19 protein-coding genes are annotated in these 21,145 nt (G+C 71.7%); 6 read left to right on the forward strand and 13 right to left on the reverse strand.

Features of this window, described 5'->3' with window-relative positions; translation table 11 throughout:
* Positions 1–2: 2 nt before the first annotated feature.
* Together AB0G20_RS18230 and AB0G20_RS18235 are read right to left on the reverse strand one after the other, a co-directional pair.
* Positions 3–1,421 carry a hypothetical protein gene (locus tag AB0G20_RS18230; protein WP_361303094.1) on the reverse strand — a complete coding sequence of 473 codons (1,419 nt, stop codon included), beginning with the start codon at positions 1,419–1,421 and terminating at the stop codon, positions 3–5.
* A gap of 36 nt (positions 1,422–1,457) precedes the next feature.
* Positions 1,458–1,928, reverse strand: a complete 471-nt coding sequence (locus AB0G20_RS18235) for a GtrA family protein (protein WP_361303097.1) — start codon at positions 1,926–1,928, stop codon at positions 1,458–1,460.
* Between the two features lie 109 nt (positions 1,929–2,037).
* Between AB0G20_RS18235 and AB0G20_RS18240 the strand changes: the two genes are divergently transcribed.
* A complete protein-coding gene (locus AB0G20_RS18240; RefSeq protein ID WP_361303100.1) occupies positions 2,038–3,036 on the forward strand; it encodes a glycosyltransferase family 2 protein in 999 nt (332 codons plus the stop codon).
* A gap of 98 nt (positions 3,037–3,134) precedes the next feature.
* Positions 3,135–3,695: a hypothetical protein gene (locus AB0G20_RS18245; protein ID WP_361303103.1), complete on the forward strand. Its 561-nt coding sequence runs from the start codon at positions 3,135–3,137 to the stop codon at positions 3,693–3,695.
* On the opposite strand, the gene AB0G20_RS18250 is transcribed toward AB0G20_RS18245, so the two are convergent.
* Positions 3,688–4,194, reverse strand: a complete 507-nt coding sequence (locus tag AB0G20_RS18250; protein ID WP_361303106.1) for a DUF2165 domain-containing protein — start codon at positions 4,192–4,194, stop codon at positions 3,688–3,690. The two genes, AB0G20_RS18245 and AB0G20_RS18250, sit on opposite strands and share 8 nt — an antisense overlap.
* A gap of 100 nt (positions 4,195–4,294) precedes the next feature.
* Here AB0G20_RS18250 and AB0G20_RS18255 point away from each other — a divergent pair, with 100 nt between their 5' ends.
* Positions 4,295–6,775: a tetratricopeptide repeat protein gene (locus AB0G20_RS18255; protein ID WP_361303109.1), complete on the forward strand. Its 2,481-nt coding sequence runs from the start codon at positions 4,295–4,297 to the stop codon at positions 6,773–6,775.
* On the opposite strand, the gene AB0G20_RS18260 is transcribed toward AB0G20_RS18255, so the two are convergent.
* The gene (locus AB0G20_RS18260; protein WP_361303112.1) at positions 6,759–6,944 is read right to left on the reverse strand and encodes a DUF397 domain-containing protein; all 186 of its coding nucleotides are present in this window, start codon (positions 6,942–6,944) and stop codon (positions 6,759–6,761) included. The genes AB0G20_RS18255 and AB0G20_RS18260 overlap by 17 nt on opposite strands.
* On the reverse strand, positions 6,941–7,753 hold the full coding sequence (locus tag AB0G20_RS18265) for a helix-turn-helix transcriptional regulator (protein ID WP_361303115.1): 813 nt from the start codon (positions 7,751–7,753) through the stop codon (positions 6,941–6,943). Before AB0G20_RS18265 ends, AB0G20_RS18260 begins: the two co-directional genes overlap by 4 nt.
* A 113-nt stretch (positions 7,754–7,866) precedes the next feature.
* Here AB0G20_RS18265 and AB0G20_RS18270 point away from each other — a divergent pair, with 113 nt between their 5' ends.
* Positions 7,867–8,316 (forward strand): ATP-binding protein, encoded by a 450-nt coding sequence (locus tag AB0G20_RS18270; RefSeq protein WP_361303119.1) that lies wholly within the window; start codon positions 7,867–7,869, stop codon positions 8,314–8,316.
* Between the two features lie 108 nt (positions 8,317–8,424).
* Here AB0G20_RS18270 and AB0G20_RS18275 read toward each other — a convergent pair whose 3' ends face one another.
* Complete coding sequence (locus AB0G20_RS18275) at positions 8,425–8,856, reverse strand: glutaredoxin domain-containing protein (RefSeq protein WP_361303122.1); 432 nt, start codon at positions 8,854–8,856, stop codon at positions 8,425–8,427.
* Positions 8,857–8,892: 36 nt separating this feature from the next.
* A complete protein-coding gene (locus tag AB0G20_RS18280) occupies positions 8,893–9,732 on the reverse strand; it encodes a hypothetical protein (RefSeq protein ID WP_361303125.1) in 840 nt (279 codons plus the stop codon).
* Positions 9,733–9,817: 85 nt separating this feature from the next.
* On the opposite strand from AB0G20_RS18280, the gene AB0G20_RS18285 reads away from it, so the two are divergent.
* Together AB0G20_RS18285 and AB0G20_RS18290 are read left to right on the forward strand one after the other, a co-directional pair.
* Entirely contained in the window at positions 9,818–10,603 is a 786-nt protein-coding gene (locus AB0G20_RS18285; protein WP_361303128.1) for an SDR family oxidoreductase, read from the forward strand.
* 162 nt (positions 10,604–10,765) lie between these two features.
* The gene (locus AB0G20_RS18290; protein WP_361303131.1) at positions 10,766–12,334 is read left to right on the forward strand and encodes a sodium:solute symporter family protein; all 1,569 of its coding nucleotides are present in this window, start codon (positions 10,766–10,768) and stop codon (positions 12,332–12,334) included.
* Between the two features lie 87 nt (positions 12,335–12,421).
* On the opposite strand, the gene AB0G20_RS18295 is transcribed toward AB0G20_RS18290, so the two are convergent.
* The 6 genes from AB0G20_RS18295 to AB0G20_RS18320 form a co-directional block, all read right to left on the reverse strand.
* On the reverse strand, positions 12,422–13,432 hold the full coding sequence (locus AB0G20_RS18295; RefSeq protein ID WP_361303134.1) for a transporter: 1,011 nt from the start codon (positions 13,430–13,432) through the stop codon (positions 12,422–12,424).
* Positions 13,429–14,325 carry an ABC transporter ATP-binding protein gene (locus tag AB0G20_RS18300; RefSeq protein ID WP_361303137.1) on the reverse strand — a complete coding sequence of 299 codons (897 nt, stop codon included), beginning with the start codon at positions 14,323–14,325 and terminating at the stop codon, positions 13,429–13,431. The genes AB0G20_RS18295 and AB0G20_RS18300 overlap by 4 nt, the downstream gene beginning before the upstream one ends.
* Positions 14,322–14,726: a GntR family transcriptional regulator gene (locus AB0G20_RS18305; protein ID WP_361303140.1), complete on the reverse strand. Its 405-nt coding sequence runs from the start codon at positions 14,724–14,726 to the stop codon at positions 14,322–14,324. Before AB0G20_RS18305 ends, AB0G20_RS18300 begins: the two co-directional genes overlap by 4 nt.
* 246 nt (positions 14,727–14,972) lie before the next feature.
* Entirely contained in the window at positions 14,973–16,088 is a 1,116-nt protein-coding gene (locus AB0G20_RS18310; RefSeq protein WP_361303143.1) for an ADP-ribosylglycohydrolase family protein, read from the reverse strand.
* A 101-nt stretch (positions 16,089–16,189) separates the two neighbouring features.
* Positions 16,190–18,061, reverse strand: a complete 1,872-nt coding sequence (locus tag AB0G20_RS18315; protein WP_361303146.1) for an MFS transporter — start codon at positions 18,059–18,061, stop codon at positions 16,190–16,192.
* Positions 18,062–18,216: 155 nt separating this feature from the next.
* Positions 18,217–20,961 carry a D-alanyl-D-alanine carboxypeptidase gene (locus tag AB0G20_RS18320; protein WP_361303149.1) on the reverse strand — a complete coding sequence of 915 codons (2,745 nt, stop codon included), beginning with the start codon at positions 20,959–20,961 and terminating at the stop codon, positions 18,217–18,219.
* Positions 20,962–21,145 lie beyond the last annotated feature (184 nt).

Below are 21,145 nucleotides of genomic sequence, written 5' to 3' on the forward strand. Positions count from 1 at the left end.
CGCTACTGGCCCCCGGCGTCCGCCGGCTGCTGCGCCGTGAGGGTGCGGTCGGCCGTGGCGCCGGGGCTCGCCGGGCGCGGGGGAGCCGTGCCGCGGCCCGCCCAGAGCAGGACGAGGCCGAGGGCGCAGGCGATGGCCGGCCAGTAGACGTAGCGGAAGTCCGTCGCGGGCATGATCGGCAGATAGCCGAGGATGTAGGCCGCCGAGCTGATGCCGAGCGCCCGGATCGGCATCGCGAACGCGCCCTTGCCGGGCTGGACGGCGAGCACGAGCGCGACCGCGAGCCAGAACCAGCCGCGGAACAGCCAGGGCAGGTCCTCGACGGTGCCGTTGACGTACGCGCCGAGCATGTCCTCCAGCCGCGGGTGCGCCACCTCGACGCCCAGGTCGTTGCGGGTGATGCCCGCCTTGTACGCGTAGTCGGTCTCGAACAGCAGGGTCGTGAAGAGCAGCAGCCGGTACTGGAGGTACTGCGGCACGTGCCCGCTCATCTCCCGCAGCCACAGGGACGTGAGCGCGCCGGAGTCCCCGCGCAGCCCGTCCGCCGGGCGCTGGTAGCAGGCCCAGTAGGCGTCCGAGAGGGCGCCGACGCGCTCGCACTCCCGCGCGGAGGCCACGAGCCGGTCCCGCAGGGCGGGTGACACGTCCGCCGATCGGAGCTCGTCCACGGTCAGCACGTGGACGAGGTCGTCGAGCATGATCTGCGCGCCCTGCTTGGTCTGCAGCGGCGCGGCGAACAGGGAGATGGCGGCGGCGGGTACGACGAGCCCGGCCACGAGAGCCGCCGTGCACGTCATCCACGTACGGCGTCCGGGCGTGCCCCACAGCGCGAGGACCAGCATGACGAAGACGGGGATCGCGGCGAGGAAGGCGTTCTTGCGCACCAGCATGGCGTAGGCGAGGAACAGCACGCCCAGCCAGAGCAGGCCCCAGCGGACGGCGGGGCGCAGATCCGCCCCGCGCTGCCGCAGCCGCAGCCCGGTGAAGGCGACCGCGCACGCGGCGAGCAGCGCGAACGCCGCGTGGACGTCCTTCCACACCACCCCGACGAACGTCAGCACGAACGGGGCGGGCCCGAGACCCAGCACGGCGAGCGAACCGCCCCGGCTGCCGGTCAGCGCCCACACGCACCAGGCCAGCACCCACAGCGCGCCCCAGAAGACGAGGGACTGCACCACGAGCATCGACGTGATCGAGCCGGTCACGGCGATGAGCGCCCGCCACACCAGGCTCAGCACGGGCGGATGCCAGTCGGTCAGGGGCCGCTCGCCCTCGGCCTGCCGGAGCTGGTCGAGGCTGTCGGGACTCAGATAGCCGGGGGCGAAGACGAGGATCGTGGCCAGGCAGCAGACCGCGGCGACGGCGGCCAGCCCCCACACCCAGCGCTGCCGCTCCCACCCCGTCCATCCTGTTTGTCCCATATGCCGGATGCTAACGGGTCGTCGGGCTCCGGCCGGTCAGGGTGCGACGAAGACGTAGCGCCGGTAGGCGTAGAAGCGGAACAGGGTCGCGAGGACCCAGCCGAGGATGCGGGCGGTGTTGTCGCTGAGCGCCGAGTCCAGCCCGAGCAGTTGCCGGGAGGCGAAGACCGTGCCCGCGGTGATGGCGAGCCCCACTCCGTTCGCGACGAGGAACAGCACGAGTTCGCGGGTCACCTTCCCGCCGTGCTGGTCGCGGTAGGTCCAGTAGCGGTTCCCGACCCAGCTGAACAGCGCGGCCGCGGCCGTCGCGATGACGGAAGCCTGCACCGGAGCGGTCCGCATCACCCCGCCCTGCGCACCGCCGGGCAGACCGAAGACGAGCAGGTTGTAGCCGCCGTTGTCGACGACGAAGGCCAGGGCCCCGATGACCCCGAACTTGGCGGCCTCGCGCCAGATGCCCTTGATGGCGTCGCGCGCACGCAGCGTCACGGAGTCGAGGACCGGCACACGGCGAGAGTAACGACCCGGCGCGTTCCATCCACTCAGGCGCGCTCATATCGCACTATTTCCAACTGTGTGAGGTGCTGACTGTGTGAGGAACCGGTCCGAGTGAGGAGTGGTCGTGGAACCGACGATCGCGTGTGTCGTGCCGTGCCACAACGAGGAGGCGGCCGTCGGCAAGGTGGTCCGCGACCTGCGCGCCGCCCTCCCCGAGGCCGTCGTCTACGTGTACGACAACGCCTCCACCGACCGCACCGTGCAGGTCGCCCGGGAGGCCGGCGCGATCGTCCGGCAGGAGACCCGCAAGGGCAAGGGCAACGTCATCCGCCGCGCCTTCGCCGACGTCGACGCCGACGCGCTGCTCATCATCGACGGCGACGACACCTACGACGCCTCCCGCGCCCGCGACCTGGTGGACCTGCTCTTCGAGGGACCGTACGACCAGGTCGTCGGAGCCCGCCGGGTGACGGTCGACGGGGCCTACCGGGCCGGGCACGCGGTCGGCAACAAACTGCTCACCGGGGCGGTGCGGTCCCTGTTCGGCAACGACGTGACCGACATGCTCAGCGGCTACCGGGTCTTCTCGCGACGCTTCGTGAAGTCCTTCCCGGCGCTGGCCCGGGAGTTCGAGACCGAGACCGAGATGACGATCCACGCGCTGCACCTGCGGCTCCCCACCGCGGAGGTGGTCGTGGACTACCGCGTCCGGCCCGCCGGCGGCGAGAGCAAGCTGCGCACCTACCGGGACGGCTGGCGCATCCTGCGGGTCATCCTCGACCTCGCGCGGCGCGAGCGGCCCTCGCTGGTCCACACCGTGCTCGCGGGCGTGCTCGCCCTGGTCTCGGTCATCCTCGGCATCCCCGTGATCGCCGACTTCGTCGAGACGGGCACCGTGCCCCGGGTCCCCACGGCGATCCTCGCCGCCGCGATCATGACCATCGCGGCGCTCGTGCTGCTCGTGGGCTACATCCTGGAGTCGCTCATGCACATGCGCCAGGAGCAGACCCGGCTGGTGCACCTCTCCTACCCGGCCCCGGTACGGACACCGCGCTACGCCGCCCGCGGCGCCGGCACGGGCCCGGTCCCGGTCCGCAAGACCGCCGGCGGCCCCTGAGGGATCCGGGGCCCCTGAGGGAGCCGGGGGAGCGGCGGGCGCGCAGTACGATGATCGGAACCCCGTTGCGGTGCGGGGTCCCGTGACTGAGGAGATGCGTGCCGGTGCCTGCCCGACTTCCTTCGTGGGCCTGGGTGACCGGGCTGACCGTGGGAGCGATAGCCGCGGTGACGGTCCTGGGCGTGCAGGCGGACCGGGGCTCGCACCCCACCGCCACCTCGGCCAAGCCGAGCAGCACGGCCTCGACGCAGCCCACCCCCACGGCGTCGGTCCCGGCGAAGGTGCCCGACGGCTCCGGCACCGGCCGGCGCATCGTCTACTCCCTCGGTGAGAAGCGGGTGTGGCTGGTCGACGCGAGCGAGGCGACCCGCCGGACGTTCAGCGTCTGGCCGGGCTCGGTCAGCCCCGACCCGGGCAGCTACACGGTGTCGTCGCGCAACGCGGCCACGACCGGCTCGGACGGCGTCCAGATCGAGCACATCATGTACTTCGCCGCGAAGTCCGGGATCTCCGTCGCCTTCTCCAACGCGGTCGACGGGGCCTCGCCGCCGCCGGCCGCCTCCGGCACCAAGACGGGCGGAGTCAGGATGCGGAAGGCGGACGGCACGGCATTGTGGGCGTTCGGCACGGTCGGCACGACCGTGACCGTGGTCAAGTAGCGGGCGTCTCCCTCGGGGCCGAGAGCTGGTTGACGATCAGCACGACCCCGCTGAACAGGAAGATGCGGGTCGCGGCGTCCAGCCCGTTCCAGCTCTTGGACTGCCACATCGAGAACCACTCACCGCCGATCGCGATGAACCCGGCCCCGAACAGCAGCATCACCATCAGCAGCCCGTACGTGGACATCCGCCGGGCACGCAGGTCATCGCGTCTGGCCCACAGCCAGCTCCCGTATATGAGGACCAGCGCGGCGACGGTCTCCCAGACGATGATCCCGACGTAGGCGGCGTCCTGGAGCCCCTGGCTCGTGACGGCCCGCCACATCAGGTCCTCGTCCTTGAACGTGGTGTCCATGGCCAGCACGTGCCGGACGAACTGCTGGTTGGTCCCGAAGTCGGTGATGTTCCCGAACGCGACGAGCGCCATGTAGAGGGCGATGGTCGCGGTGAGCAGGGTGGCGGCGAGCGACAACGCGCCGCGTGATGTGGAGGTGGCCATGCCGATCATTGTCCCCGCGCGCGGCCCTCCGGTGTACCCCACGGCAGTTGAGCGAGAATGACGGCCGAGGCCGACCGCGCGAGACGAGGGGAACGTACGGATGGCGCAGGCGAGACCGTCCCTGCAGGAGCTGATACGGCAGCGCAGCCGGGCCGGTTTCGTCGGCCGCTCCGCCGAACGCGCCGCCTTCCGCGCCAACTTCGGCACCGCCCCGGAGGACGAACGCCACCGTTTCCGCTTCCACGTGCACGGCAACGCCGGCGTCGGAAAGACCTTCCTGCTGCGGGAGTTGGAGCACATCGCCCGCGAACAGGGCGCGCTGACGGCGTACGTCGACGACAGCGCGGGCAGCGTGCCGGAGGCGATGGCGGACATCAGCCGCCAGTTCGCCGCCCAGGGCAGGCGGTTGAAGGAGCTGGACCGCCTGCTCGCCGCGCACCGCGAACGCCGGCACGAGGCGGAACTGGCCGCGCTGGCGGTCCTGGACCCGCAGCCGGAGGAGGGCGGACCGTCCGCGGGCGGGAGGATGGCGGCGCGGGCCGGGGTGGTCGCCGCCGGGATGGTGCCGGTGGTCGGTCCGCTGGCGGGCATGCTGGACGCGGAGCAACTCGCCCACGGCGCCGACCGGTTGCGCGCGAGCCTCATCACCCGCTTCCGCAACCACGAGGACCTCCAGCTGGTCCTCGCCCCCGAGCAGGTGCTCACACCGGTACTCCTGCGCGAACTGTCGGACACGACCGCGCCGTGGATCGCCCTCTTCCTGGACACGTACGAGCGGACGGGCCCGTACCTGGACCCCTGGCTGCACGAGACGATGACGACGGACCGCCACGGCGCCGTGCCCGCCACGACGGTGGTGGTCACGGCGGGCCGGACCCCCCTGGACCCGGTCCGCTGGGGCGGGTTGGCGGACTTCGTGACGGACCTCCCGCTCGCCCCCTTCACGGAGACGGAGGCACGCGCCCTGATGGCCACCAAGGGCGTGACCGCCGAACCGGTCGTCGAGGAGGTGCTGCGCCTCACGGGCGGGCTCCCCGTCCTGGTCTCGACCCTCGCCGAGTCCCGCCCCACCGACCCGGACCAGGTGGGCGACCCGAGCGCGACGGCCGTGGAGCGCTTCCTCAGATGGGAGGAGAACCCGGCCCGACGGGCCGCCGCCCTGTCCTGCGCGCTGCCGAGGTGGCTGGACGGGGATGTGTTCCGGGCGGTGGCGGAGTGCCCGGAGGAGGATCCGGAGCAGGTGTGGGCGTGGCTGCGGGGAATGCCGTTCGTCAGCGACCGCGACGGGGAACGCCTGCGTTACCACGACGTCGTACGGGCACCGATGCTGCGCGCGGAGCGCCGCCGGTCCCCGCGGGGGTGGACGCAACGGCAGCGCGGGCTGGCGGAGTTGTTCGGAGGCTGGCGGGAGGAGACCGGGGCAGGCCGCGGCACCGGGGAACTGTGGGCGGACGAGGCGTGGCGGGAACTGCGGCTGGAGGAGACGTATCACCTGTTGTGCGCGGGAGAACGGGACGCGCTCCCCCAGGCGTTGCGGGACTTCGTCCAGGCGTGCGACGCGGGCGTGGCCGTGGCCGGGCGGTGGGCCCGAGCGCTGGTGGACGCCGGAGGGGACGCGGACGCGGAGGCGACGTCCCGGTGGGGGACCGAGCTGACGGCGGCCCTCGACACGGAGGGAATCACCGCCGCCCTCGGACTGCTGCTGCGCCGCGCGGGACTCGACGCGCCGACTCAGGCCAGGGCCCGGATCGTCCGGGGCGACGAGCTGCGCGGCGACGGCGCGTACGCGCTGGCCCTCACCGAGTACGACCGGGCCATCGACCTGGACCCGGAGTCGGCCGTCGCCTACCGGAACCGGTCCGGTATCCGGGGAGACCTGGGCGACCACGACGGGGCGATCGCCGACCTGGACCGAGCCGTCGCCCTGGAACCGGGCAACGCCTGGTACGTCGCCTTGCGCGGTGAACACCATCGGATCGCCGGACGCGACGCCGAGGCGATCCGGGACCTGACCGAAGCCATCCGCCTCGACCCCGCCCTCGAGTTCGCGTGGGCCTCCCGGGGCGCCACGCGCGGGCGCGCCGGAGACCCGGACGCGGCCCTCGCCGACCTGGGACGGGCGCTGGACCTCAACCCGGACTACGCATGGGCGTTCGCCCGCCGCGCCCGGGTGTGGCGCGCGCGGGGCGACTCCCACCGCCAACTGGCCGACCTCGACCGGGCCCTCGCCCTCAGTCCGGACTGGCCCTGGGCCCGCTGCGAACGAGGCGACGCGCTGCGGGTCGCGGGCCGCGACGAGGAGGCGGTCGCCGACCTGGACATCGCGCTGGCCCTGGACCCCGCGTACACGTCGGCGTACGCGAGCCGGGGGGAGTCCCTGGCCCGGCTGGGCCGCCACGCGGAGGCCCTGGCCGCCCTGAACAAGGCGGTGGAGATGCGGCCGGGTTACGTCTGGGCGCTGTGCCGCCGGGCCGTTCTCCAAGCGGTCATGGGGCGTCCGGAGGAGGCCCGGGCAGATGTGGAGCGCGTGCGGGAACTGGACGCCGGGGCGGTGTCGGCACTGGTCAGCGAGCTGCCGTGAACTCCAGGAACTCGGACCAGGCACCGCCGGTGAAGGACAGCCGGGCGCCGTCCTTGTTCTTGGAGTCGCGGATGTGGATGGTGGGGTGCGCTATCGCGATTTCGACGCAGTCCGGTCCGTCGTTGCCGCTGTAGCTGCTCTTGACCCATGTCAGCGGGGTGGGCGTCATGTCTCTTCTCCCAGCACTTTCTCGATGAAGGTGAGCGAATCACGGGGCGAGAGGGCCTGCGCCCGGATCATGCCATAGCGCATATCGAGGATCTGGACCTCTTTCGGATCACTGATCACCCGGTCGTACAGCTGGCTTTCCGTGTGGCCGAGTGCCTTGCCGTCCTGGAGCTTCAGCAGCCGGAACGAGCCCATCACCGCTGCGTGGTCCTCCCGGCGCATGGGCATCACCTGGATCTCGACGTGCCGCAACTCGGCGACCTCCAACAGGTGTTCGAGCTGACGGTGCAGCACCATTTTGCCCCCGAGGGGCCGCCGCAGTGTCATCTCTTCCTGGACAAAGGTGACCAGAGGGCGGGGCACCCGATCGAAGACCGCCTTCCGAGCCATGCGCGCGGCCACGTGGCGCTCGATCTCGTCCTCGGTGTAGGCCGGCCGCCGCATCGCGTACAACGCCTGGGCGTACTCAGGCGTCTGCAACAGCCCATGGATGTGCAGGGCGGCGTAGGCGCCGAGTTCGACCGCCTGGTCCTCCAGCTTGGTCAGGTCCCGGACGGTCTTCGGATACCGAGCCCTCTCCACGTCCTCCTTCATCGCCGCGATCTTGCCGCCCGCGCCCAAGACCTCATCCGCCTTGTCGAGAAAGTCCGGCTTCGGGATGCGCCGCGCCCGCTCCACGGACGACACCATCTCCTCCCCGTACCCGATGGCCGCCCCCAACTCCGCCTGCTTCAGACCCGCGGCCTCGCGCCACATCTTGATCTGCCGCCCGACCGTCCTGAGCACAGCCGCCGCTTCCTCGTCCTCCACGCCTTCCCCTCCTGACGTACGAGCCGTACGACCCCGCCACGCGTCCGGACAGTCACGCTCCGTACCGAGGTCGTTGCTGTTCAGGGTAGGGACGGACGACCACGCTGGGTGACATGAGTCGGAAATCCCTCGCTGAAATCAGCGCCCCCGTACGCCACTTCACGATCCAGCTGTCCGCCACTCGAAGAGGCGCTCGACTGGCCCGCCTGCTCGCCGAACGCCAGCTCGACGAGTGGGGCGAGACGTACGACGCCGCCGCACAGGTGGTGGCCGAGCTCGCCTCGAACGCGGTGCTGCACGGACGCGTCCAGGGCAGGGACTTCCGGCTCGCGCTGAAGCTGCACGCCGACCGCACGCTCCGTATCGAGGTCACCGACGCCCGGGGCGACCGGATCCCACAGCTCCCGGGGCCGGTCGTGGACGACACGGAGAGCGGGAGAGGGCTGCGGATCGTCTCGGCGTACGCGCATCGGTGGGGTGTGGTGGAGGCCCCGGCTCACGGCAAGACCGTGTGGGCCGAAGTGAGCCTGCAACAGAAGGACTTGCCGGGGCGGGTTGTCTAGGCTGATCCGATGGGCGTGGGGGCGGGCACCAGCTCCACGCGCTGGAACGCCTGGGCCTCGGCGAGGAGTGGCTCCGGGCCGTGTGTCACGACAACGCGGCCGGTCTGTTCACCCGGTGAGCTGCTCGCGCACCCACGCCGGGTCGGGATTGGTGTGCGGCCGGCCCGCCACGACGACGGTCGGCACGGTCTCGTCGCCCTGGTTGGCCGCCCGCACCACAGCGGCCCCGGCCGGGTCACGCCAGATGTCGACCCAGTGCAACCGGCGGGCCTGACGGCCCAGACGGATGCGCAGCCGCAGGCAGTACATGCAGCCCGGCCGCCAGTAGACGACCGGCCGGCCGTCGGCCGCGCTGCGCCGCTCCGCCTCCAGCGCGCCGACGGGCCGGGGGAAGACCAGCGGCGAGTGCGCGCCCGCGAGGAGGAGGAACACCAGGAGCAGGACCACGGCCGCACCGGTGCTCCCGCCGAGGACCAGCCCCGCCGCACCGGCCGAGCCGCAGAGCACCAGCAGGATCGGCAGGTTCCAGGCGCGCTTCATGAGAGCGAAGGGTAACCGCCGTGCGGTGTGCCGGTCTCAGCGCAGCCGGTCCACGTACGTGTCCGTGCCCGGCACCGTCGGGATGAAGGGGGCCACCAGCTCCACCCTGCCCAGGCCCGACTCCGTCACCGCCGCGTCGAGGGCCGTGAAGTGGGCGTCCCAGCACTCCCTCGGGTCCGACTGGAGGAACCACAGGAGCGTCAGGCGGGTGTCGACGCCCTCGACCTGCTTCACGTAGGTCATGCGGTCGCCGGGGAGCGGGGTCGGGCGGAAGAGCGTCACCAGCGCGGCCGGGGAACCCGCCAGGCGCCTGGGGAGATGGCGGGTGCGCAGCCACTCCAGGAGCGGGGCGCGCTGCTCGGGGGTGTCCGCCTCGACGACCTGGAGGACCAGGCCCGCGTAGGGGTGGTCGAGGGCGTGGACGTCGCGGGGCCCGGCCGCTCCGTCGCGGTACACCGTCGCCTCGTGGTTCTGGAACGCCGTGAGGACGTGCGTGCGGTCGTGGTAGACGCGGGCGTCCCGGTTGAGGCGCTTGTTGATGGCGACCGTCCAGCGCATGTGGTCGTCGTAGCGGCCCGCGGTGATCCAGTACGTGGAGAGGTAGCAGCCGGCGGTGACCGGCTGGGCGATCGCCGACTTCTCCGGGTAGCGCAGGAGTTGGAGGTCCCGCGTCGCCACCCAGCGGCGGCCCGCGTACATCCAGGGCATGGCCATCGCGCCGGCGTAGTAGTGGTCGTCCTCGTACCAGCGGTTGTACGCGTACTCGTGGCCGGGATGCGGCTCGACCATGGTGATGAGGGCGTGCCCGGGGTGGGTGCCGTAGGGGCCGACGGCGGCCAGTTCGGCGTACAGCTCGCTGCGGGTGTCCTCGCTCATGGCCTTCCCCTTCGTCGGTGGCTCGCTCATACTCTGACGCTCCGTCAGATAGAACGCCAGGGTCCGGGTCCGGGGAGGTCTCGCCATGTCACTGCTCGCGGGGAAGACGGTCGTCGTGTCGGGCGTCGGGGCCGGGCTCGGCAGGCGGGTCGCGGCGGCCGTCGTGCGGGACGGCGGGTGCGCCGTGCTCGGGGCCCGTACGGAGGCGAGCCTGGCGAAGGCGGCGGCCGAGGTGGACCCGGGCGGGGCGCGCACCGCGTACCGGGCCACGGACATCCGCGACGAGGCGCAGTGCGAGGCGCTTTCGGAGGTGGCGCGGGAGCGGTTCGGCGGGATCGACGCCGTCGTGCATGTGGCCGCGCTCGACGGCTACTTCGGCGGGCTGGAGGACGCCGACTTCGAGTCCTGGCGGTCCGTCCTGGACGTGAATCTGCTGGGCACGCTGCGGATGACCCGGGCCTGCCTCCCGTCGCTCAAACGGGGCGGTGGATCCGTGGTGTTCGTAGGGACGCAGTCCGCGGTGGCGGCACCGTCACAGGTGCGCCAGGCGGCGTACGCGGCGTCGAAGGGGGCGCTGACGAGTGCGATGTACTCGCTCGCGCGCGAGCTCGGGCCCCACCGGATCCGGGTCAACACCGTGCTGCCCGGCTGGATGTGGGGGCCGCCGGTACGGGCGTACGTGCAGTTCGCGGCGCAGTCGGAGGGCGTGTCGGAGGCGGCGGTGCTGGGCAGGCTGACGGACCGGATGGCCCTGCCGGAGCTGGCGACGGACGGGGACGTGGCGGACGCGGCGGTGTTCCTCGCGTCGGACCGGGCGCGGGCGATCACGGGGCAGTCGCTGCTGGTGAACGCGGGTGAGCTGATGCGTTGAGGGTGATTTCCAGCCACACCCATAAGTTCATGTACATAAACTGAGGTCACCTCACCGAACTATTTTACGGTCTCTTGACCTTCCCCTTGCTTGCCGTGCGCACGTCACCGAACCCAGAGTTCACATGCCTGACCCTGGCGGCAGCACCGTGGAAGGGGATTCATGAACGGTCTCGACTGGGCCGTGCTCATCGGCTACTTCGCCGTGATGGTCGCGATCGGCGTCTGGTCGCACAAACGCGTCGACAACGTCAGCGACTTCTTCACGGCCGGCGGCAAGATGCCTTGGTGGCTCTCCGGCATCTCGCACCACATGTCGGGCTACAGCGCGGTGATGTTCACCGGGTACGCGGGCATCGCCTACACCTACGGCGTCACGTCCTTCGTCACCTGGTCCTTCCCCATCGCCCTCGGTATCGCCATCGGGTCGAAGCTGTTCGCCCCGCGCATCAACCGGCTGCGTTCCCGGCTCCATGTGGCCTCCCCGCTGGAGTACCTGAAGAACCGCTACGACCTCAAGACGCAGCAGGCGCTGGCCTGGTCCGGCATGCTCCTGAAGATCGTGGACGTGGGCGCGAAGTGGGCGGCGATCGCCACGCTGCTGTCCGTCTTCACGGGCATCTCCCTCAACCAGGGCATCCTCATCACCGGCGGCATCACGGCGGTCTACTGCACGATCGGCGGCCTGTGGGCGGACGCCCTGACCGAACTCGGGCAGTTCATCATCCAGTTGCTGGCCGGCATCGCGATGTTCGTGGCGGTCTTCGTACGCCTCGACGACCACGGCGGCTTCTTCGGCGTCTGGGACTCGCCCGAGCTCCAGGGCCACGAGAAACCGCTGGTCGGGCCGTACGGCACGGTGTTCCTGCTCGCGTTCCTCTTCATCAAGCTCTTCGAGTACAACGGCGGCATGCTCAACCAGGCCCAGCGCTACATGGCCACGCCGAACGCCAAGGAGGCCGAGCGGTCGGCCCGCCTCTCGGCGATCCTCTGGCTGGTCTGGCCCCTGGTCCTGTTCTTCCCCATGTGGATGTCGCCGCTGCTGGTCGAGTCGCAGAAGCCGGACGGCTCGGACTCCTACGCCCTGATGACCGAACAGCTCCTGCCGCACGGCCTGCTGGGCCTGGTCATCGTCGGCTTCTTCTCGCACACCATGGCCATGTGCTCCTCCGACGCCAACGCCATCGCGGCGGTGTTCACCCGGGACTGCGCGCCGGTGATCTGGGCGAGGGCCCGGGCCTGGAACCAGAGCCAGGGCCTGCGGGTCGCCCGCATCGCCACGGTCGTCTTCCTCGGTCTGTCCATGGCGGCGGCGACGCAGGTCAACTCCCCCGCCTTCAAGGACATCATCACGGTCGTCATCAAGTGGGTGGCCGGACTGATGGGCCCGATGGCGATCCCGATGATGCTCGGCCTGCTGCGCGCGTTCCGCCGCTCCGGCCCCACGGCGGCCCTCGCCAGCTGGTCGATGGGCCTGCTCGCCTTCTGGCTGGTGAACTACCCGATCAACTGGAACGTCGAGGGCGGTGTGCCGCTCCAGTACCAGGTGTCGATCCCGCTGGCGGTCTCCCTGGTCCTCTACATCCTGGTCGGCTACATCAGGCCGGAGGACACCCCGGAGCGGCTGGCGATCATCGAGAAGATCAACACGGACGACGACGGCGCGGCATCGGCCGCGGTCCCGACCCCGGCCGGTCCGGCGGACGACGTGGTGCGCATCGCCAAGAGGTGAATTCCCGGCCGCGCACGCCGGGCGGCGCCCCTCCCAGTCGAGCAGGCGCCGCCCGGCACCACCGCACAGAGGCGGGACCGGCGTCCGTCAGGTCACCCGGCGGCGGATCCACCAGGCACAGAACCCGGTCAGCGCCAGGGCGAGGCCGAGGTAGAGCCCGGTCTCGGCCCATTGAAGGGCCCAGAAATTACCGGCGGGCTGGTACGTCACCTGCTGCTTGTAGCCCAGGGCGCCGAGGTCGGTGATGCAGCGTTCGAACTGCTGCAGGGTGGGCGGGCCCGACTCGGTGCGCAGGCAGTCGGGGAAGGACGACGGCACGGAGGCCGGCTGACCGGCGGCGTTCAGCGTCTGCTGGGAGGTGACCCAGGCCCCGGGCACCTCGTCGAGGTGCGCGATGATCTGCCCGGCCTCGTCCTGGACGCTGATGGGGGCGCCGTCGGGCTCGATCGGCACGATGGTCCGGTCCGCGGCGGCCAGGTGGGACCGGATCCACATCGGCACCGCGAGCTGGACGGCGACGTAGAGGGCGAACGTGGTGGCCATCGCGGGCAGGGTACGGCGGATGACCAGGCCGAGGGCGACGCCCAGGACGAAGGCGAAGGCGGCATGGGCCATGGGGACGACACCCCGTGCGGCGAACGCCACGGGGTCGAGCCGCGGGAAGTACGTGTCCGTCGCACCGCCGCCGTTGACAGCCCGGTCGATGGGGCTGCTCCACCAGCTCACCGCGAGGCTCGTCAGTCCGGCGGCGGTCATGGAGGCCGCCGCGCCAAGGCCCAGCTTGGTCGCGAGCCAGCGCGTGCGGGTGACGCCCTGGTTCCACGCGAGGTAGTGGGTGCCGGTCTCCAGTTCACGGGAGATCAGCGGCGCGCCCCAGAACATCCCGATGACCGCCGGCACGGCGAGCACGACCAGCAGTCCGGTGTAGTAGAGGGTCTGGTCCGAACTGGAGACCTGGTCCACCAGGCCGCTGCCGGCCGTCCGGTAGAGGCCGGCCAGCTGTGGGCCGGTGGCCGCGAGGACGGCGGCGAGGGCGGCCACGGCGGCGAAGACCACGGCGGCCTGGGTGCGGAACTGGCGCCAGGTCAGCCAGATCATCGGAGTACCTCCAGTGCGGGCCGGGTGTCACGCACCGCATCGGCGGGCCGGGTCATGTAGGCCAGGACGATGTCTTCCAGACCGAGCGGACTCACGGTCCAGGACGGATCGTGGACCGCGGTGTCGGTGCGCACCAGGAGGGTGGTCTGCCGGTCGGTGTGACTGGCGGTGATGACGTACTGGCCTGCCGGGAGCGTGTCCGGGTCCCGGCGCGGTCCGGTGAGCCGGTGGTGGCAGGCGACCAGGTCGTCGATGTCGCCGGCCACCTGCACCCGGGAGTCGACCAGGACGATGATGTAGTCGCAGGTCCGCTCCACGTCGGAGACCAGGTGGGAGGAGAGCACGACGCTCAGCTCGTGCTCGGCGACGGCCTCCATCAGGTCCTGCATGAACTCCCGTCGGGCGAGCGGGTCCAGCGCCGCGACCGGCTCGTCGAGGATCAGCAGCTCCGGGCGCTTGGCGATGCCCAGGGTGAGAGCGAGCTGCGCGCGCTGGCCGCCGGACAGCTTGCCCGCCCGCTGCTTGGGGTCCAGACCGAGGCGACGGATCCGGTCGCGCGCCACGGCGTCGTCCCAGTCCGGGTTGAGGCGCTTGCCGAAGTCGAGGTGGTCGGCGACGCTCAGTGCGGCGTAGGTCGGGGTGTCCTGGGCGACGAAGCCGACCTTGGCCAGCTGTTCCACGCCCGCAGCAGGACGGCCACCGCACACCTCGATGGTGCCGGCCGTCGGGGTCAGCATCCCGGACGCCAGGTTCAACAGGGTCGACTTGCCGGCGCCGTTGGGGCCGACCAGGCCGACCACCCGGCCGGCGGGGACGTCCAGGTCGCAGTTCTGCAGCGCCCAGCGCTGCTTGTACCTCTTGCCCAGGCCCTGGGCTCGTAAGACGGCGCTCACGCTACGTCCTCTCCGGCGGCGTCACGAAACGTGGTCATGAACAGCGCCTCGATGCTCTCGTCGTCGAGCCCGGCCAGGCGGGCCTTGGTCAGCCAGCGCTTCAGGTCCTTGCGCAGCGGTCCCTGCGCGGCGAGCGTGCCGTCGGCCAGCGTCCGGGTCACGAACGTCCCGACACCGGGACGGGCGGCCACCAGGCCGTCGTGCTCCAGCTCCCGGTACGCCTTGAGCACCGTGTTCGGGTTGACGGCCATCTGCTTCGCCACGTCCTTGACCGTCGGCAGCCGGTCCCCCTCCTCCAGCAGACCCAGGCGCAGTGCGTGCCGAACCTGCTGGACCAGTTGCTGGTACGGGGACAGGCCGGACCGGCTGTTCAGGTGGAACTCAATCACCGGTTCCTCCATTTACCTAGTTGCCTAGCACTATAGCCCTCTACGTCGGCCAGGTGGCAAGGCGTGCACGGCGCTCAGGCGCTGGGAAACGACCGCCGGCGGACACTCGTCACCGGGATCGCGAGGTGATGGTCGGGATGCCACTCGTAGGCGCCCAGCCCGGGCTGCGGTTCCGGTGGTGGTGTCGGCGCCCGGCCGTAAAGGTGTGCGGAGGCGACGGTCGCCCGGCGTCGTGCCGCGGGGCGTGGCGGGAGAGTTTCAGGCTCTCGGATAGCGGGCGAGCCACCCCGGCGACGAGCCGGCCGGGCCGTGCAGGGCCGGGCCCTGGGTCATCTCCATGGCGAAGTCGTCGGCGAGTTCCAGGATGGTCGGGCGGCCCTCCAGCTCGGCCAGCCAGGCCGGCGGCAGGGCCGTCTCCCCGTGCAGCGCACCCAGCAGGCCGCCGGTCAGCGCGCCGGTGGCGGCGGACGGGCCGTCGTGGTTCACGGCGAGACACAGCCCGTGCCGGACATCGGCCGCGACCAGCGCGCAGTACACGGCGGCGGCCACGAGCCCCTCAGCCGTACCCGCCCCGCTCAGCTCCGCCACCCGCTCCGGCCCCGGCATCCCCTGCCGCACGGCGCCCAGCGCATGCTGCAGCGCGTCCGAGACCGGCTGGTGCCCCGGCCGGGCGGCCAGCAGCCCGAAAGCCCGCTGCACGGCACCGTCGAGGCTCTCGCCCAGCGCCAGCGCGTGCACGATCACGGCGTACGCGCCCGCCGCGAGGGAGGCCGTGGGATGGCCGTGGGTCTGCGCGGCGCACTCGACGGCGAGCTGGGCGACCAGTTGCGGCTCCCAGCCCACGAGCAGCCCGAAGGGCGCCGACCGGGCGGCGGGCTCGGGCCCGGCCTCACCGGGGTTCTTGGGCGCCTCCGGGGTCCCCATGGTGTCGTCGGCGAGCCCCAGCAGCAGGGCGCGGCTGGGGTCCCGCCGCGCGTACAGCCATTCCTCCCGCGCCAGCCACCCGTCTTCCTTGCGGCGCTCGTCGGGCCCCCAGTCGCGCTGGGTGGCCGCCCAGCGCAGATACGCCCGGTGCAGATCGGTCGGCGGATGCCAGGCGCCGGTGTCCCGCCTGACCTGGGCCCGGATCAGCCCGTCGACCGAGAACAGGGTGAGCTGGGTGAGGTGCGTGACGGCGCCGCGTCTGCCGTAGGCGGGGGCCAGGTCCACCAGGCCCTCCGCCCCGTGCGCCTCCCGGATCCCCTCGATGGTGAGCCCGTCGACCGGCGTGCCCAGCGCGTCTCCCACAGCCACGCCGAGGAGGGTCCCGCGCACCCGGCTGCGGAAGTCCTGCTGCTCTGTACGGCCCCAGACGGCGCCGGCAGTCGCACCCACCTAGACCTCCCCGGGGCACCGTCCATACGTACGACAGCTCAGCACTGTAATCGAACGGGAACGATGGGTTCAGAGGGGTGCGACGGACCGCGCGGACCGGGTCAGCGCAGTTCCTCCGGGCACGGCGTGCCCCGCGGCAACTGGTACGGCGCCGCCAGACGGTACGTGCCGGCCTTCGGGGCCAGCAGCTCCGTCCACTTGTCGCCCTGGGCGTCCTCCTCCGTCTCCGCGAGGCAGCCGTTGACGTTCACATACGTCTTCGGCTCACCCTCGGGACGGTTCCTGGACTCCTCCGTCTCCTGGGGCGGCTTCAGGCTCCTGCCCTCCTCGTCGACGATGCTCAGCCACGGCGAGTACGGGATGCGGACCAGGATCCGGCCCGCCTTCTTCACCTGGAGGACCATCTCGCCCTGCTCGGCCCGGTCGACCACCGCGTTCGGCTCGGCCAGCGGGGTCGGGGCGGTCACCCTGAACAGCTGCCAGGTGTCGTTGCCCCAGATCTGGGTCAGGTACGGCAGCCCGCGCCGCACCAGCGCCCGCTCCCGCTGACCCCCGTCACCGTCCGGCTCGCCCTTCGGCAGCACGACGTAGTGCACGGCCCAGCGCTTCAGCCACTCGTGGTAGTTCGCCGAGTTGAGCGTGTCGTCGTAGAAGAGGGGGTTGCGCTCCATGTCGGCCTGGCGGTTCCAGCCGCGGGCCAGATTGACGTACGGGGCGAGCGCGGAGGCCTCGCGGTGGGAGCGGGCGGGGACGACCTCGACCCGGCCCTTCTCGGCGCGCACCTCCTGCAACTCGTTGACGAGCGGCGCGAGCTCGCGCGACCAGGACGCCGCGGGGGCCGTGTGCACGATGTCGTCGACCGTCTTGAAGCCGATCCACACGCCGAAACCGCACAGCGCCACGACGGCCGCGTACCACTTGCGGCTGCGCGGCACCGTGAACGGCAGCGCGGCGACCAGTGCGACCCCGGCGAACAGCATCGCCAGCCGCGTGATGTTCGAACCGATCTGAGAGCTGATCAGCCACACCAGCACGACCCCCAGGCCGTACACCGCGGCCGTGAGCCGGACCGTCTTCCAGTCCTGCGGGACCAGCACGTAGGCGAGGACCGAGAACGCCAGCGGCAGCAGCACCGAGCCGACCATCATCGGCTGCGTGCCCGAGAACGGGAACAGCCACGCCGACACCGCCACCACCGCGGTCGGCGCCAGGCCCAGCGCCCACGCGCCCGGCCGCCGCTTCTGCAGGAACAGCGCCACCGCCACCAGGCCCACGAACAGGCCCGCGACCGGCGACGCCATGGTGGCCAGCGCGGCCAGCGGCGCCGCGCTCAGGGCCTTCGCCCAGCGCTTGTACCGCCACCGGTACGGCCAGCAGAACACGACGGCGACCGCGCCGAGCGCGAACATCATGCCAAGACCGAACGTCACCCGCCCGGACACCGCGTTGCAGAACAGTCCGAACACGCCCGCCAGCGACGCCCACAGCGGGTTGAGGACGGAGCGGCTGCGCAGGAGGAGCAGGGTCAGCAGACCCGCCGAGACCGTCCCCGCGATCATCATCGTCGTCCGCACGCCGAGCACCGACATCAGATACGGCGACACCACGCTGTACGACACCGGGTGCATCCCGCCGTACCAGGCGAGGTTGTACGCCGAGTCCGGGTGCCGGCCGACGAACTCGGCCCACGCGTCCTGCGCGGCCAGATCGCCGCCACTGTTCGCGAACGTGAAGAACCAGAGGATGTGCAGCGCCGCGGCGAGGCCCGTGACGGACAGGACCGGATGCCGCAGCATGCGCTCGCGCAGCGCCAGTACCGGGGCCGGCCACTCGAAGCGCGCCCCGCTGTCACGGCCGGGTGCGCCGGAGCCTTCCGCCGCGCTGTCCTCCGGTGCTTCGGGCAGGCCTATTCGCGGGCCTGATACCGAGCCCGGATCGGCGTCGTCTGCGTGTGTCGGCTCCGCAGTGGCCACTCGAAGGCACTCCCCGTGTCCCGTCTTCTGTTCTCGGCTTCCGCCGCCGCGAGCGGCGGCCCGTCCCGATTTCGGGACGCTAGCACGCACCCCGCCGGGCGGCGCCCGGACGGGCCGTTACCGGCGGAGTGCGGTGGTGCGGGCCGCGCCCCGGGTCAGCCGAGGCGCGTGAGCTTGGCCGCGAAGCCCGGCTCCACGAGCTCCTTCTGGAGGGCGACCGGGACCTTCACGGCGCTGGTGGTGCCGTCGCCGACGGTGAGCGTGCCCACCTTCGTGCCGGCCTTCGCCGTGTGCGGCAGGTCGTTCCCGGCGAACGTCAGCTCGACGGACAGGCCCGCCCAGCCGACGGCCGTGACGTCCTCGGTGACGGCGACCGGTGTGCGGCCGCCGAGACCGTCGTCGGCGTACCCGACGATGTCGCCCTTCTTCAGGATGGTCGCCGACTCCAGCGCGCCCTGCGCGGCCCGGATCAGCTTGTCGCCCTCGTGCAGCGCGGCACCCAGGATCGTGTTGTCCGGGCCGCCGGCGGGCTGGCGCACGACCGCGCCGACGATCCGGCGGGTCTCGCCGTTCACGTCCTTCCTCGCCGAGAAGACGAGGTTGCCGAGCGCCGAGGTGGTGGTGCCGGTCTTGATGCCGGTGACGTCGTTGTAGCCGACCAGGCGGTTCCAGTTGTCGTGCTTCTTCTGCTTGTAGTCGACGTACGACATCATCGTCGCGACCTCGCGGAACACCGGCTGCTGCATGGCGGCCTTGGCGAGCTTCACCTGGTCCACGGCCGTGGAGACGGTCGTGTTGTTCAGGCCCGACGGGTCGGTGTACGTCGTGTTCTTCATGCCGAGGTCCTCGGCGGCGTCGTTCATCTTCTGCACGAACGCCTTCTCGGACCCCGCGTCCCAGCGGGCGAGCAGTCGCGCCACGTTGTTCGCGGACGCGATCAGGATGCTCTCCAGGGCCTCCCGCTCGGTGATCCTGTCGCCCTTGGTGACGTCGACCGTGGACTCCTGGCCGGCGTCGGACTGGTCCTGGGCGGCCTGGTCGATGAGGATCTTCGGGCCGTCCGCGCCGCTCTTGAGCGGGTGATCGCGCAGGATGACGTAGGCGGTCATGACCTTGGCGACACTCGCGATCGGGACGGGCTTCTGCTCGCCGGAGGAGCCGAACGTGCCGATGCCCTGGACGTCCAGCGCGGCCTGGCCCTCGGCGGGCCAGGGGATGTCGACCTTGCCGCCCTCGAACGTGTAGCTGTCCTTGGCGGTGAGTTCGAGGGTGGGCGAGGGCAGCGGGCGCACGCTCTGCACGACCGCGAAGACGACCACCAGCAGCAGCACCAGCGGCGTCCAGATCTTCACCCGCCGGGCCGCCGTCCGCAGCGGGGTCTCCGGGGGCGGCGGGGTGTTCGTCAGCTCGGCCAGCAGATCCAGCGGCGGCCTGGGCGGCAGCGGCTGCTGCGTGGTCCGCTCCGGGCCGACGGTGGGGACGGGCGCGGTGGCGTCGGCCGGGGCGGCTGCCGGGGCGGCGGCCGGAGCGGCCGGCTTCCTGGCCGCCGGGTCGTCCAGCGGCTTGAGCGCGACGAACTTGCTGGTCCGCTCGGCGTCCTTCTCCGGGACGTCCTTCTTCGGAACGTCCTTCTTCGGAACGTCCTTCTTCGGGAGGTCCGTCTTCGGGAGGTCCTTGGCCGCGCCCCCGAGCTTCAGCATGGTGGTGGGCTGATCGACCGGCGGCCGTACGACCTTGAAGACGGCGGTGGGCTGGTCGACGGGGGGTTCGGCGGGGGCGTCGTCGGTGTCGTCGTCCGACTCGGAGGTGCCGTCGGTGCCGGGCTTGTCCTCGGCGGTGCCGGACTTGTCCTTGGTGCCGTCGGTCCGGGTCTTGCCCTCGGCGGCGGCGTCCTCGTCCTCGGCGTCAGTGGCCTTCGGTGCGGCCTTGGTGTCGTCGGAGACGCGCGGGTCCGCGGGTTCGGTGCTCTCGTCGTCGGCCGGCTCGTCCGCCTTCGCGTCGGTGTCGGTGTCGGTGTCGGTGGCCTCGACGTCGTTGTCGGCGCGCGGGTCCGCGGGTTCGGGGTCCTCGTCGTCGGCCGGCTCGTCCGCTTTCGCGTCGGTGTCGGTGTCGGTGTCGGTGGCCTCGACGTCGTTGTCGGCGCGCGGGTCCGCGGGTTCGGGGCCCTCGTCGTCGGCCCGCTCGTCCGGCTTCGTCTCCGCGGCGCTGACGGAACGGTCCGCCTCGGGCTCGTCGGCATCGTCCCGGCCCGCCTCGGAGCCCTCGGACGCCGCCCCTGCGGCTTCCTGGCCGTCCTCGGCGTCCGTGCCGGTCTCCGCGACTCCGGCGGCCTTCCCGGCTTCCTGGGCGTCCGCGTCGGCCTTCTCGGCCTTCTCCGCACGCTCGGCCTCAGGGGCCTCTTCGTCGCCCTCGCCCGCGGCGTCCTTCCCGGCGTCAGGCCCCTTGTCCCCGTCCGCCGAAGCGACCCACGCGGCGACGGCATCCCGCAGCCGCCCGTCACTGCCCTCGGCGCCGGAGGACCCACCGGTCTTGGACTCCTCTGGCTCCTCGGACCCCTCGGAGGAGCCGGAAGCACCCTGCTCGCCCTCAGCCGCCGCGCCCTCGGCGCCCGAGTCGCTCTCGCCCCGCTCGGCGTCGTCCTCGGTGTCCGCGTCACCCGCGTCACCCGCGTCACCCGCGGCGCGCTCGGTGTTCCTCGGGTCCTCCGCCGTCCGCGTGGACAGCACGCGGGTCGCCGTATCGGCACCGCCTCGCGCCGAGGACTTCTCGGGCTCCCGGGCCACCGCGAGCCGCGGGTCGGCGGCTTCGCTCCTGGCCTCCGGAACCGGACTCGCGCTCCCCGACGTCTTTCGTGCCGACGACTCGCGCTGCTTCGACCTGTCGGGGGACTCGCCCGCCACCGATGCCTCCTCCTCGCGCCGCACGCCCCGCGTGCGCGTACCGAACCGTGAACCGCCGCCCGTGACACCGCTCGGCGCTGTCCGAACCATGTACCAGTGTCCTGTGTGCGGGCCAAACCCATCCGGTAGACGAGAACGACATACCTACTGGTTCCACTACGAACCGGTCACGCACCCTCGACAG

Source organism: Streptomyces sp. NPDC024017 (assembly GCF_040638895.1).
Taxonomy (GTDB): domain Bacteria; phylum Actinomycetota; class Actinomycetes; order Streptomycetales; family Streptomycetaceae; genus Streptomyces.